Below are 13,440 nucleotides of genomic sequence, written 5' to 3'. Positions count from 1 at the left end.
CGCGAGCAGGCTCGCTCCCACAGGGTAAAAGGCGTGTCAGGTCAGCCATGGGTTGGCGGCAAGGTGTTCGCATTCGAACGCCTCGATCTGCTCACGCCGCTGCAAGGTACTGCCAATCGCATCCAGCCCCAGCAACAGTGCGGTCTTGCGCAAGCCATCAATCTGGAAATCCACAATTTCACCGTCCGCCAGACGAATCTGCTGCGCCTCCAGATCCACATTGATCCGGGCCGTTTCAGGCTGACTCGCCAACCGGCCAATGCGCTGCACCTGCGCTTCATCCAGCGTGATCAGCAACACCCCGTTGCGCTGACAGTTGTCGTAGAAAATTCCGGCAAAACTGCTGCCGATCAGCGCGCGAATGCCCATTTGCTGCAACCCCCACACTGCATGTTCGCGGCTGGAACCGCAGCCGAAATTCGCCCCGACCACCAGGAAACTCGCGCCCTGCCAGGCTGGCTGGTTCAGCACGAATTCAGGGTTGGGCGTACCGTCGGCAAGAAAGCGCAGATCGAAAAACAGCCCACGATCCAGCCCCTGACGGTCGATACCCTTGAGAAACTGCTTGGGCATGATCACGTCGGTGTCGACGTTGGCCGCCAGTAGCGGCGCGGCCTGGCCGCTGACTTGCGTGAAAGGTTGCAGGCTCATGGGCGTTCTCCAAAGTGGCGGATGTCGGTGAGGTGGCCGCTGATCGCCGCGGCAGCCACCATCGCCGGGCTCATCAGGTGCGTACGCGCCCCGGCGCCCTGGCGGCCTTCGAAATTGCGGTTGGTGCTGGAGGCGCAACGGTCGCCGGGCGCGAGCACGTCATCGTTCATCGCCAGGCACATCGAGCAGCCGGACTGACGCCATTCGAACCCGGCGTCGATGAAGATCTGCGCCAGCCCTTCAGCCTCGGCCTGGGCCCGTACTGCGCTGGAACCGGGCACGATCATCGCCCGCACATGCCCGGCCACCCGCCGCCCGCGCACGACGCTGGCAGCGTCACGCAAATCCTCGATCCGCGCATTGGTGCACGAGCCGATAAAAGCGTGGCTGATGACGATATCGCGCAGCGCCATCCCCGCCTCCAGGCCCATGTATTGAAGGGCGCGGCGCATGTCCTGACGCAGGCTCGGATCGTCGATAGCCTGCGGATCCGGCACCTGCGCGCCGATCGGCGCCGCCTGATCGGGGCTGGTGCCCCAGGTGACCATCGGTTCCAGCAGGCTGGCGTCGAGGTGGATTTCGCGGTCGAACACCGCCCCGGGATCGCTGCGCAATTCACGCCATTTTTCCACGCCGCGCGCCCACCGTTCGCCTTGCGGAGCGCGGGGTTTGCCGTTGAGATAAGCAAAGACTTTTTCGTCCGGCGCCATGAACGCACCGCGTGCGCCGGCTTCGACCGCCATGTTGCAAATGGTCATCCGCGCTTCGACGCTGAGGGCATCGATGGTCGAACCGCAGAACTCGATCGCATAGCCAGTAGCGCCCGACGCACCGATGCGGCCGATCAGCGCCATGATCGCGTCCTTGGACGTCAGCCCCGCCGCCAACTCGCCATCCACCGTCACGCGCATGCTTTTCAGGCGTTTGTAGACCAGCGTTTGCGAGGCCAGCAGGTGCTCGATTTCCGAGGTGCCAATGCCAAAGCCGAACGCCCCCAGCGCACCGTACGTGGTGGTGTGGCTGTCGCCGGCAGCGATGACCATGCCCGGCAGAATGAAGCCCTGCTCCGGGGCGATCACATGTTCGATGCCCTGGCGTTTATCGAGGATATCCAGCAGTTCGATGCCGAAGTCCCGGCAGTTTTCCGCCAGATACGACACCTGCCGCGCACCGCCGGCATCAGGCATCGCCGCCACCCGTTTGGGCGTGGTCGGGTTGACGTGATCGACCACCGCCAACGCCGTACCCGGCCGCCAGACCTTGCGCCCGGCGGCGCGCAGACCGCTGAACGCCTGAGGGCTGGTGTATTCGTTGATCACCTGGCGATCGATATACAGCAGCACATGGCCCTGATCGTCGAGGCGGCACACGGTGTGCGAATCGATGTGTTTGTCGTAGAGGGTTCTCGGGCTCATCAGGGCGCTCACTCAGGGAATGCGGTGCTTTCCATCATAGAGAGCGCGAACTTGCCATCAATTGCCTGACAGTGAGTGCCACATTCATGAATCGTGTTTGATCGCCTGCGCGCAAAAATCCTGTAGGAGCTGCCGAGTGCAACGAGGCTGCGATCCTTTGATCCTGTTTTTACAGATCAGATCAAAAGATCGCAGCGTGCTGCAACTCCTACAGGGGGATCTCGTTGCCCCCTGCGAATTGCGAAACATTTGCTTTCATATCACCTTTCGGGATTTGTCCGGCTCATCCGTCCTATAAAGATGCAGGCCGTTCGCACAGGCAACAGCCACGACCGCGCCTTTTGCGGACACCCGCGCTGCGAAGCCCGTAGCCGCGTGTCCTTTCATCGAAATCAAGACGCGCAATCATGTCGAAGAAATCCCGCTCCAAACTATGGTTCCTGGTGCATAGCTGGCTCGCGCTGCCGATCTGGTTTTTTGTCCTGATCGTCTGTGTCACCGGCACGCTGGCGGTGGTCAGCCAGGAAATCGTCTGGCTGGCCAACCCGCAGATGCGCGCCAGCCAGCCATCGGATGACGCGCCGCTGCTCAGTTACGATCAGGTGCTGGCCGCGATCAAACAGGCCGAACCGCAGACGCTGGTGGAAAGCATCAGCCGTCCCGACGAGTCGCACTTCGCCCTCGACGTCGAGGTCAGCTACCCCGACGGCCGCTCGCAGACGGTCTACGTCAACCCGTACACGGGCGTGATTCAAGGCCCGGCGCCGGACTTCAACTTCAAGGCGTTCACCCGCGCCCTGCACGGCTGGTGGCTGGTGCCGTTCACCAACGGTTTCAGCTGGGGCTGGTACCTGGTGTCGTTCCTCGGCCTGCCGATGCTCGCTTCGCTGGTCACCGGGCTGGTGGTGTACAAGCGCTTCTGGAAAGGCTTCTTCAAACCCACCCTGCGTTTTCGCCACGGCGCGCGGATCTTCTGGGGCGACTTCCATCGACTGAGCGGCATCTGGTCGATCTGGTTCATCGCGGTGATCTCTATCACTGGCACCTGGTTTTTGATCCAGGCCATTCTGGCCGACAACCAGGTGTCCATCAGCAGCGAGCCGATCATTCCCGCCATGTCCCGGGAAAGCGTACCGATGTCGAGCGACGCCAGTCCTCCACCACGGATCAGCCTCGATCGCGCGGTGCAGATCGCCGAACAGCACATCCCCGGGCTGGAAGTCAGCTTCGTCAGCCTGCCGGGCAATGCCTACAGCCACTTGAGCCTTGGCGGGCGCGGCTGGTATCCGCTGATGTTCCAGACCGCCACGCTCAACCCGTACAACGGCGACATGGCCGCCACGCGACTGCTGACCGACCGTTCCTCGCTGGAGTTCGTCACCGAGTCGATGCGCCCGCTGCACACCGGTGATTTCGGCGGTCTGTGGATCAAACTGATCTGGTTCTTCTTCGGCCTGCTGCTGAGCATGATGGTCCTCAGCGGCCTGTTGATCTGGACCAAGCGCACCGCGCTGGCCACCGCCAACGCCCTCAAGCGCGAGAATAAAAAGGCCCGCAGCCCCCGCGTCAGCCGTGAACCGGCGGAGGTCAGCCTGTGAGCCCGTCCAACCGCACTGCCCCACCGTCCACCCTGCGCCGCTTCTGGCGCAAATGGCGCTTTCACCTGAACGCCTTGTTGCTGCTGATTCCGTTGGGCTTCATGCCCAAGTATTTCGCCGATGCCGCGCTGTTTCGCGGTGACGTCGGCCTCGGTGAACATGAGGTCGGCGAAATCCAGGTCGGCCCGTGGAGCCTGCGCCTGGCCGAACTGCGCAACGAAGCACCGCGCCTGAGCGGCCCCGCCGGCTACATGAAGGACTTCAACGCCGCCCTCTGTGACGCCTGTGTCGAACAGGTCAAGGCCACCTACCTGCGCATCGGCAAACCGCGCAGCCTGCGCGCCGCCGGGGTGATTTTCTTCGGCACGCCGTATCGCATGGGCGCGCAATTGCCGGTGGCGGAAAAGACCACGGCCGATGCCGAACTGTGGATCACCATGGAAGGCTGGGACGGCAGCATGCACCAGGCGTCGATTCCCCTGAGCCAGGCCTCCCCCGCGACCCTCGCCTGGCTGAACCAACAAGGAGCCAAACCATGAACCGCGTTCAACGCCCTTCCCGTCTGCGGTTGCGCGCCGCGTTGCTGATGCTGTGCGCAGGTTTCAGCGCCGGCGCCCTGGCCCATAACCCGATGTGCGAATGCAAAGCCGTCGATGCCGAGCAGATCAAATGCACCGGCGGCTTCTCCGACGGCAGCGGCGCGCCGGGGGTGACCCTCGATGTGATCGGTTACGACGAAACCATCCTGCTGCCGGGCAAGCTCGGCGCCGACTCAAGCCTGACCTTCAAGAAACCGGCGGCCGAGTTTTATGTGCTATTCGACGCCGGCCCCGGCCACGTCGTGGAAATCGACCAAGCGGACATCGAGGCCCCATGAGCACGCCCACCACCCAAGTCGTCCGCCCGGCCGGTGCCGGGCATGAAACCCTTAACGTTCTGCTGTTGTGTTTGCTGATCCTCGCGGTCGCCGGCTCGGTGGTGGCATGGCGTGGGGTGTCCCATGAACCGGAACCGGTCGCCAGCCATCAGCTCGATGCGCGGCGCGACCTCAGCGCCGCCGAGCAAGGCATCTATGCCGACCTGCGGGTGACCCTCGACGAAATCCGCCTGCTGCGTGCAGAACAGCAAAGCCTGCCGACGCCACAGACCCTGGCTGATGAAGGTTTCGCCCCGTTCGCCCAGGACGCCAGTTCGGTCAGCCGTGGCGGGCATGCCTGGCAATTGCTGGCGGACACGGCCTATTTCGGCCACAGCCAGGCGCCCGCCGTCGCCGGTTCGTTCGTGATGCGGCTGAGCGCCGACGCCACTGCCGCGCCGGACATCTGGCTCAACCGCGCCGCCGATCTGCAGACGCCCGCCGAACTCACCGATGCAGCGCTTTCCGCCGCTGGCTGGAAACAGATCGTCGCGCAGTTCGATGCCGGCGTGACCCGCGAGCATCGCCACTGATCCTTCGCCTTCACCCGAGAGAAGACCGCTTGCCCATGCTTACTTCACTGACTCGCCGTCCCCTCCTGCGCACCCTGCTGTTAGGCCTGTGCGCGTGCCTGCTGAGCCCGCTGGCCAGCGCCGATCCGGGCAAACGCCTGCGCATCGGTATCACCCTGCACCCGTATTACAGCTATGTGGCGAACATCGTTGGCGACAAGGCCGAGGTGGTGCCACTGATTCCCGCCGGTTTCAACCCGCACGCCTACGAGCCACGCGCCGAAGACATCAAGCGCATCGGCGGCCTGGATGTGATCGTGCTCAACGGTGTTGGCCATGACGACTTCGCCGACCGCATGATCGCCGCCAGCGAAACGCCGAACATCAAGACCATCGAAGCCAACGAAAACGTGCCGCTGCTGGCCGCCACCGGTACCGCGGCGCGCGGCGCCGGCAAAGTGGTCAACCCGCACACCTTCCTGTCGATCAGCGCCTCGATTGCCCAAGTCAACAACATCGCTCGCGAGCTGGGCAAACTCGATCCGGACAACGCCAGGACCTATACCCAGAACGCCCGCGCCTATGGCAAACGCCTGCGGCAGATGCGCGCCGACGCGCTGGCCAAACTGACCCAGGCGCCCAACGCCGAACTGCGCGTGGCCACGGTGCATGCCGCGTACGATTATCTGCTGCGCGAATTCGGCCTGGAAGTGACGGCCGTGGTCGAGCCGGCCCACGGCATCGAACCGAGCCCGAGCCAGTTGAAAAAGACCATCGACCAGCTGCGCGAGCTCGACGTGAAGGTGATCTTCTCGGAGATGGATTTCCCTTCGACCTACGTCGAGACCATCCAGCGTGAGTCCGGGGTGAAGCTGTACCCGCTGTCGCACATTTCCTATGGCGAATACAGCGCCGACAAGTACGAAAAGGAAATGACCGGCAACCTCGACACCGTGGTGCGGGCGATTCAGGAGTCCGGGGCATGACAGCAAAAGAAACCCTCTCAGATGACTCCACCTCCCCTGTAGGAGTGAGCCTGCTCGCGAAAGCGCCGGGTCAGCCAACATCTTTATCGAATGACACACCGCATTCGCGAGCAGGCTCGCTCCCACAAGGATTGGGGCCGACTCTGGATTTTGCGGAAGTCTCTCTGACCCTCGGGCGTACCACGATCCTCGACAACGTCACCTTCCAGGTGCAACCCGGCCACGTGCACGCTCTGGTCGGCCCCAACGGCGGTGGCAAGAGTTCGCTGATCAAGACCCTGCTCGGGCAGATGCCGCATCAAGGCCAGTTGAGCCTGCACTGGCCCGGCCAACCCGGCACCATCGGCTACGTGCCGCAGGCGCTGGAGTTCGATCGCGGCCTGCCGATGACCGTCGACGATTTCATGGCCGCCATGTGTCAGCGCCGTCCGGCGTTTCTCGGCCTGAGCAAGCACTACGCCAAGGCCATCGGCGAGGCGCTGGAACGGGTCGGCATGCAGGACAAACGCAAGCGGCGCATGGGCGCGTTATCCGGTGGCGAACGGCAGCGCGTGTTGCTCGCTCAAGGCTTGATCCCGGCTCCGCAATTGCTGGTGCTGGATGAGCCGATGTCAGCCCTCGACGAAGCCGGGATCCAGGTGTTCGAACGCCTGCTCGGCGACTGGCGTGCCGCCGGCATCACCGTGCTGTGGATCGAGCACGATCTGGAAGCGGTCAAGCGTCTGGCCGATCGGGTTACCGGTCTCAATCGCCGCGTGCTGTTCGACGCTACGCCGCAACAGGCGCTGACCCCGGACCGTCTGCTGAGTCTGTTTTCCACCCATCCACGGAGCGCGGTCTGATGAGTTACGAAGCCTTTCGGCTGATGGTCCAGGGCTGGGCGTCGTCCGGTTACCTGCCGGAAGCGCTGGCCTACGGATTTGTAGTCAACGCATTGCTCGCCGGCTTGTTGATCGGCCCGGTGCTCGGCGGCCTCGGCACGCTGGTGGTGGTCAAGCGCTTTGCGTTTTTCTCCGAAGCGGTCGGGCACGCAGCACTGACCGGCGTGGCCATCGGCATTCTGCTCGGCGAACCCTACACCGGGCCGTACGGCAGCCTGTTCGGTTACTGCCTGTTGTTCGGCATCCTGCTCAACTACCTGCGTAACCGCACCGGCCTGGCGCCGGATACGCTGATCGGCGTGTTCCTCTCCGTGTCGCTGGCCCTCGGCGCAAGCTTGCTGTTGATTCTGGCCGGCAAGATCAACGTGCACATTCTGGAGAACGTGCTGTTCGGTTCGGTGCTCACCGTCAACGGCAATGACCTGCTGGTGCTGGCCATCGTCGGTTCGCTGGTCATGGCCCTGGCGTTGCCGCTGTACAACCGGATCATGCTCGCCAGTTTCAACCCGCAACTGGCGGCGGTGCGCGGCGTCGCGGTGAAGACGCTGGATTACCTGTTCGTGATTCTGGTGACGCTGATCACCGTCGCGGCGGTGAAGGTCATCGGCGCGATTCTGGTCGGCGCGTTGCTGGTGATTCCGGCGGCGGCAGCGCGTTTGCTCAGCCAGTCGCTCAAGGGCTTCTTCTGGTGCTCGGTGCTGATTGCCACCGTCAGCACGCTGTGCGGGATCCTCGCGCCGATCGTCTTCGACCTGCCGATCCCGTCCGGCGCCGCGATCATTCTGGTCGCCGGCATTGCCTTCGCCCTCGCCGCCGTTGCGCGCGGGGTTGTCCCGAGCCTGAAAGGGAACCTTGGATAAATGATTTTCTCACTGCGAAAACTGACCCTGGCCATGGCCCTGTGCGGCGTGGTCGGCAGCCCGTTGCTGGCGGCTGAAAACCCTCAACCGCTGCGCGTACTGGCCTCGTTGCCCATCACCTATGGCCTAGGTGAAGTGCTGCTCAAAGGCACCGACGTCAGCCTGGAACGCGCGGCCCCGGCCAATCTGCCGGGCAGCCGTCAGACCGCGTACTTCACCGGTCGCGGCGCGCCGGCGCTGGGCAAACTGGCAACCGCTGCCGATGCGGTGATCGGCGTACGTTCGCTGTGGGCGGACGATCCGCTGTACCCGATCGCGCGGCGCAGCAACATTCGCATTGTCGAAGTCGACGCGGCGCGCCCGGTCGATGGCGCCCTGCCGGGGATCGCCGTGCAGCCGGGGCTGAAGGTCGATGGCTTGAACAGTCAGCCATGGCTGGCGAGCAACAACATGGGGCGCATGGCTGACGTGATCGCAGCGGATCTGGTGCGTCTGGCGCCGTCGGCCAAACCGAAGATCGACGCCAATCTGGCAGCGTTGAAACAGCGCCTGCTCAAGCTTAGCGCCGACAGCGAAGCGCGTCTGGCTGAAGCCGACAACCTCAGTGTGCTGAGCCTCAGCGATCACTTCGCTTACCTGATCGGCAGCCTGAATCTGGAGCTGGTCGGCCAGGATCCACGGCCTGATAGCGAGTGGACGCCGCAAGAGCTGAAGCAACTCACGGCGACGCTCAAGGACAACGACGTGGCGCTGGTGCTGCATCATCGTCAGCCGTCGGAAGCGGTGAGAGCGGCGATTGCCGAGTCGGGGAGTCGATTGCTGGTGTTGAGCACCGACGCGGCGGATCCGGTGGCGGAGCTGGAGGGGAATGTCGATTTGCTGCTCAAGGGTTTGAGCGGCGGGCCTTCGGCCTAAGATCAAAAGATCGCAGCCTGCGGCAGCTCCTACAAGGTGTAAGTATCCCCATGTAGGAGCTGCCGAAGGCTGCGATCTTTTGAAGCCCATAAAAAACCCGCTGACTGTCACCAGTCCAGCGGGTTTGTCTTGTCTGTCAGATTACTGAGCAGCCGCCTGCCCTTCCATCTTCTGGCGCAAGCTCAGCGGACGCATGTCGGTCCAGACTTCTTCGATATAGGCCAGGCATTCCTTCTTCAGGCCGCTCTTGCCCACAGTGCGCCAGCCTTCCGGCACGGCTTTGTAATCCGGCCAGATCGAGTATTGCTCTTCGTGGTTGACCACGACCTGAAAGAGGATGTCCTCGCGGTCGAATACTGACGTCATACTGGTTCTCCATCGTTGTCAGGGTGGGCTGCACCTGGGGTGCAGCCGGGTATGTAGATAGAACGTTCGGCGCTGCGAAAAATTTACTCGGCGGCGGTGGCGGCGGCCAAAGCCCGGCCGAAGATCTCCGCGACGCGGTCGATTTCGGCGGCGGTGATCACCAGCGGCGGCAGGAAGCGCACCACCGCGCCGTGTCGGCCGCCCAGCTCAAGAATCAGCCCACGCTTGAGGCATTCCCGCTGCACCAGCGGTGCCAGACGCGCGAACGCGGGTGGATGACCGAGGGCGTCCGGCGTGCCGTCCGGGTCAACCAGTTCGACGCCGAGCATCAAGCCACGACCGCGGATGTCGCCCAGTTGCGGGAAGTCGCGTTGCAGGATGCGCAGATGTTCGCTCAGGCGTTCGCCCATGGCGGCGGCGTGTTCGCAGACCTTGTGTTCGAGCAGATAACGCATCACCGCGGAACCGGCGGCCATCGCCATCTGGTTGCCACGGAACGTGCCGGCATGCGCGCCCGGTTGCCAGGTGTCGAGCCAGTCGCGATAGACCACCACCGCCAGCGGCAGGCTGCCGCCGATGGCTTTGGACAACACCACCACGTCGGGGACGATACCGGCGTGCTCGAAGGCAAACATTTTGCCGGTACGCGCGAAACCGCTCTGGATCTCGTCGACGATCAGCGCCACACCGGCCTTCTCGGTGATCCGACGCAAGCCGCGCAGCCACTCGATATCAGCCGGGATCACCCCGCCCTCGCCCTGCACCGCTTCGACGATCACCGCTGCCGGCAACTGCACGCCGGCCTCAGGATCGTTGAGCAGGTTTTCCAGGTAACTCAGGTTGGCTTTGACCCCGGCCGCGCCGCCGAGACCGAACGGGCAACGGTAGTCGTAAGGGAACGGCATGAATTGCACACCGTTGCTGAGCAACGCGCCCAGCGGCTTTTTCGGCCCCAGGCTGCCCATCAGGCTCAAGGCGCCCTGGCTCATGCCGTGATAGCCGCCGGAGAACGACAGCACGGTGCTGCGCCCGGTAGCGGTGCGCACCAGTTTCAGCGCGGCTTCCACCGCGTCGGTGCCGGTCGGGCCGCAGAACTGGATTTTCGCCTCGGCCGCCAATGCCGGCGGGAGCAAACCGAACAGGTCCTGGACGAACTGATCCTTGACCGGCGTGGTCAGGTCGAGGGTGTGCAGCGGCAGCTCATCCGCCAGCACTTGCTGAATCGCCTCAATCACCACCGGGTGGTTGTGCCCCAGCGCGAGAGTGCCGGCGCCAGCCAGGCAGTCGATAAACGTACGACCTTCAACGTCCTCGACATACAGGCCTTTGGCACGCTTGAGGGCCAGCGGAATGCGCCGCGGGTAGCTGCGGGCATTGGATTCCTGTTGACTCTGCCGGGCCAGCAGCGGTGATTCGTTGAACTGATACAGAACTTCGGCCGGCGCGGCGGAGATCCGGGCCGACGACTCTTCGATAAGGCTGGTGGCGACTGACATCTCTCGACCCCTCAATACGCTATGGATAGTGACCAAAACAGCACACCGCACAGGTGCGCGTTCCGGTCGCGGGGCGCACATGCAGGTTTTCCTGTTCTGGAAACGCTTAAGCGGGGCGAGGATTTAGACCCTTGATCGAGATGTCAGTCGGGCACCACCAATGCCTTGTGCAGTGCAACGCGGTGCAGGCCTTGATCGCTGAAGGCTGGCGCCGCCTCGCGGTAACCCAGATGCCGATAAAAAGCCGCGCCGCTACGGGTGCTGGCGATGCACGCCTGCGCCACACCACGAATCCGCAGCCAGCCTTCAAGGTCGGTCATCAGGGCGCGCCCTGCACCACGGCGAAACCATTCCGGCTGCACATGGCAAAAGCCGATGTCGCCGCTGGTCGTGACCATGCCGACACCCACCGGTTTGTCCTGCAACAAGGCGATATTCAGGTAGCAATGCGCGTCGGCAAGGTGCGCACTGATGACGTCGGCAGATTGCCGGCCGATCCAGTGGCTGACCTGCTGCGGATCGTTGCGATGATCGAGCACACAACCGACGCGAATCGAACGCTCGATGATGCGACTGATGAGGCCGGCGTCCGCCGGTCTGGCTGGACGAATGCAGATCGATGCTTCCATGGCGCGTTCCCTCAATCCATTGAGTCAGAGCAGCCCCGACCTTAACGCCGCCATTGCCAAATCACCAACGCACAGACGTTACATTTGATGTGGACCTACAGGGATAGTGGGGGGTCAGAGGGATTGCAGCGGCATGGTCAGCTCGACGCGCAGCCCATCCGCGCGGCTGTCGAAATGCAGGGTGCAGGCGCAGCGCTGGACGATGGCCTGGACGATGGCCAGGCCGAGGCCGCAACCGGTGCTCTGACCGTTGCGCCAGAAGCGTTGGGTCAGGTGCTGCAGATCTTCAGCCGCAATCCCCGGGCCGTGGTCGCGCACCACAAAGCGGGCGCGCTGACCGACAGTTTCCAGACTCAGCTCCACCTCAGCGTCCGCCGGGGTATGTCGCAGAGCGTTGTCGAGCAGATTGCGCAACGCGGCAATCGACAGCACCGCCGGCATTTGCACCGGCGCACTGGAGAGCTGCTTGGGCAGTTGCAGCTTGATGCGCTGGCGCTCGCCGCCGGCCGCATCCTGCATCGCCAGTTTCGCCACCTGCTCGGCGCTGCACTGCACGCCGTCATCGAACGACAGACTGCCCTCGACGCGCGCCAGCAACAACAGTTGCTCAAGGGTGCGGTGCATGCGGTCGGCGCCCTCTTCGGCCCGTGCCAGCGACTGATCGCGGGCACTGCCTTCGGTCATGCGTGCCACTTGCAGGTGGGTCTTGATCGCTGTCAGCGGGCTGCGCAGTTCGTGAGCGGCGTCACCGGTCAGGCGGCGTTCACGTTCGATGGTCTTGCCGATGCGCTGGAACAGCTGGTTCTGCGTATCGAGCAACGGTTTCAATTCGCTGGGAAACGACTGCAATTGCAGCGGCTCAAGCGAGTCGGCATTACGTCGCATCAGCGCCTCACGCAGTCGATTGAGCGGCGCCAGGCCCTGACCGATGCCCAGCCACAACAGGCACAGACAACCAAGCAACGCCACGCCGACCGGCACCGAGGCCGCCAGCAGGATCGACATGTTCAGCGCTTCGCGCTCGATCTGCCGATCGGCAGTGGTGATCCGCACATCGCCCCGGGCCAGGGTGAAACTGCGCCACGGCGCACCGTCGATCATCTGGTCGTGGAAGCCCATCTTTTCCGCTTCCAGGGTTTGCTCGGGACTGCTGTGACTTCGGGCCAATATCTCCCCGCGCAGCGAACTGACCTGACAGGCCATGCCACCGGGAATGTTCAATTGTTCAGCGCTGAAATGGGTGCCCTCGCCCTTGCTCGGCAAAGCCGGCAATTGCTCCAGCAGCCCGGCGACCATGCGCGCCGAGGCCACCAGCCGTTGGTCGAGGGAAAACATCATCTGATTGCGCAAGTCGCTGAGCATCCAGGCCGCGGCCAGCGCCCAGATCAGGGCGAACGCGGCGCCGAGGGTCAGACTCAGGCGCAGACGCAGACTCATCACTTCTGTTGTTCTCCACCATCGGCCGGCCCGAGGCGATAACCCAGACCGCGCACGGTTTCGACGATGCCCTTGCCGAGTTTGCTGCGCAGGTGATGGATGTGCACGTTGAGGGCGTTGCTCTCCAACTCGTCGTTGAAGCCGTAGACGCTGTCCTTCAACTGCTCAGTGGAGAGCACTCGACCACGGTTGTGCAGCAGCGCCTGCAACAGTGATTGCTCGCGACGCGACAAGTCCACGGGTTGCCCGGCCAACGTGGTTTCGCGGCTGCTTGGATCGTAGGTCAGCGCGCCGTGTTCGATCAGGTTGACGCTGCGCCCGGCGACCCGGCGTAGCAGGGTTTGCAGACGCGCGAACAACTCACGCAGATCGAAGGGTTTGAGCAGGTAATCGTCAGCCCCGGCCTGCAGGCCATCGACCCGGTCGGTCACCGAGTCGCGTGCGGTCAGGATCAGCACCGGAATTTCCAGGCCCTGCTGACGCAATTGTTGCAGCAACTTGAGGCCATCTTCGTCGGGCAGGCCGAGATCGAGCACCATCACGTCGAATTCGGCAACCTTGAGCATCGCCCGCGCTTTCGAGGCGGTGTTGACGTGCTCGACCGTCAGGCCCTGCGCCGTGAGACCGGCAACGATACCGCTGGCGATCAGTTCATCGTCTTCGCAAACCAGTACGTGCATGATCAGTCCCGTATAAAAAAGCCGATTAGGCCGTTGGCCGATTAAGCTGACATTATGGCGCTCAACGCCACAGCGACAAGGGCGTGACGGTTAATCAT

General features: G+C 63.5%; 15 protein-coding genes. 8 read left to right on the top strand and 7 right to left on the bottom strand.

All coding sequences use genetic code 11. The annotated features are described in order from the left end of the window. Positions 1-36 precede the first annotated feature (36 nt). A complete protein-coding gene (gene leuD / locus BW33_RS15585; protein ID WP_047599902.1) occupies positions 37-651 on the bottom strand; it encodes a 3-isopropylmalate dehydratase small subunit in 615 nt (204 codons plus the stop codon). Further along, positions 648-2,066 (bottom strand): 3-isopropylmalate dehydratase large subunit, encoded by a 1,419-nt coding sequence (gene leuC, locus BW33_RS15580; RefSeq protein ID WP_047599901.1) that lies wholly within the window; start codon positions 2,064-2,066, stop codon positions 648-650. The genes leuD and leuC overlap by 4 nt, the downstream gene beginning before the upstream one ends. Positions 2,067-2,473: 407 nt before the next feature. Between leuC and BW33_RS15575 the strand changes: the two genes are divergently transcribed. Genes BW33_RS15575 through BW33_RS15540 form a run of 8 tightly spaced genes read left to right on the top strand, consistent with a single transcriptional unit; the run spans position 2,474 to position 8,734 of the window. Then, on the top strand, positions 2,474-3,664 hold the full coding sequence (locus tag BW33_RS15575) for a PepSY-associated TM helix domain-containing protein (protein WP_047599900.1): 1,191 nt from the start codon (positions 2,474-2,476) through the stop codon (positions 3,662-3,664). Then, entirely contained in the window at positions 3,661-4,203 is a 543-nt protein-coding gene (locus BW33_RS15570) for a hypothetical protein (RefSeq protein ID WP_047599899.1), read from the top strand. Before BW33_RS15575 ends, BW33_RS15570 begins: the two co-directional genes overlap by 4 nt. Beyond that, the gene (locus BW33_RS15565; protein WP_047599898.1) at positions 4,200-4,541 is read left to right on the top strand and encodes a hypothetical protein; all 342 of its coding nucleotides are present in this window, start codon (positions 4,200-4,202) and stop codon (positions 4,539-4,541) included. The genes BW33_RS15570 and BW33_RS15565 overlap by 4 nt, the downstream gene beginning before the upstream one ends. Then, positions 4,538-5,113, top strand: a complete 576-nt coding sequence (locus BW33_RS15560; RefSeq protein ID WP_047599897.1) for a DUF6162 family protein — start codon at positions 4,538-4,540, stop codon at positions 5,111-5,113. Before BW33_RS15565 ends, BW33_RS15560 begins: the two co-directional genes overlap by 4 nt. A 35-nt stretch (positions 5,114-5,148) precedes the next feature. Continuing rightward, entirely contained in the window at positions 5,149-6,078 is a 930-nt protein-coding gene (locus BW33_RS15555; protein ID WP_047599896.1) for a metal ABC transporter substrate-binding protein, read from the top strand. Next, positions 6,075-6,920: a metal ABC transporter ATP-binding protein gene (locus BW33_RS15550; protein ID WP_047599895.1), complete on the top strand. Its 846-nt coding sequence runs from the start codon at positions 6,075-6,077 to the stop codon at positions 6,918-6,920. The genes BW33_RS15555 and BW33_RS15550 overlap by 4 nt, the downstream gene beginning before the upstream one ends. Then, the gene (locus tag BW33_RS15545; RefSeq protein ID WP_047599894.1) at positions 6,920-7,819 is read left to right on the top strand and encodes a metal ABC transporter permease; all 900 of its coding nucleotides are present in this window, start codon (positions 6,920-6,922) and stop codon (positions 7,817-7,819) included. The genes BW33_RS15550 and BW33_RS15545 overlap by 1 nt, the downstream gene beginning before the upstream one ends. Continuing rightward, positions 7,820-8,734 (top strand): metal ABC transporter substrate-binding protein, encoded by a 915-nt coding sequence (locus BW33_RS15540; RefSeq protein WP_047599893.1) that lies wholly within the window; start codon positions 7,820-7,822, stop codon positions 8,732-8,734. Positions 8,735-8,875: 141 nt separating this feature from the next. Here BW33_RS15540 and BW33_RS15535 read toward each other — a convergent pair whose 3' ends face one another. From BW33_RS15535 to BW33_RS15515, 5 genes are all read right to left on the bottom strand, one after another. Then, positions 8,876-9,100, bottom strand: a complete 225-nt coding sequence (locus BW33_RS15535; RefSeq protein ID WP_003226665.1) for an MbtH family protein — start codon at positions 9,098-9,100, stop codon at positions 8,876-8,878. An 83-nt stretch (positions 9,101-9,183) separates the two neighbouring features. Continuing rightward, complete coding sequence (locus BW33_RS15530) at positions 9,184-10,596, bottom strand: aspartate aminotransferase family protein (RefSeq protein ID WP_047599892.1); 1,413 nt, start codon at positions 10,594-10,596, stop codon at positions 9,184-9,186. A 143-nt stretch (positions 10,597-10,739) separates the two neighbouring features. Next, positions 10,740-11,225 carry a GNAT family N-acetyltransferase gene (locus tag BW33_RS15525; RefSeq protein ID WP_047599891.1) on the bottom strand — a complete coding sequence of 162 codons (486 nt, stop codon included), beginning with the start codon at positions 11,223-11,225 and terminating at the stop codon, positions 10,740-10,742. A gap of 114 nt (positions 11,226-11,339) precedes the next feature. Continuing rightward, positions 11,340-12,662: an ATP-binding protein gene (locus BW33_RS15520; RefSeq protein WP_047599890.1), complete on the bottom strand. Its 1,323-nt coding sequence runs from the start codon at positions 12,660-12,662 to the stop codon at positions 11,340-11,342. After that, on the bottom strand, positions 12,662-13,342 hold the full coding sequence (locus BW33_RS15515) for a response regulator (RefSeq protein WP_007969056.1): 681 nt from the start codon (positions 13,340-13,342) through the stop codon (positions 12,662-12,664). The genes BW33_RS15520 and BW33_RS15515 overlap by 1 nt, the downstream gene beginning before the upstream one ends. Positions 13,343-13,440 lie beyond the last annotated feature (98 nt).

This window comes from Pseudomonas sp. RIT288, from assembly GCF_000631985.1.
Classification (GTDB): Bacteria; Pseudomonadota; Gammaproteobacteria; order Pseudomonadales; family Pseudomonadaceae; genus Aquipseudomonas.
Note: the sequence above shows the minus strand (reverse complement) of the source record. Positions and strands in the feature narration are given on the sequence as shown.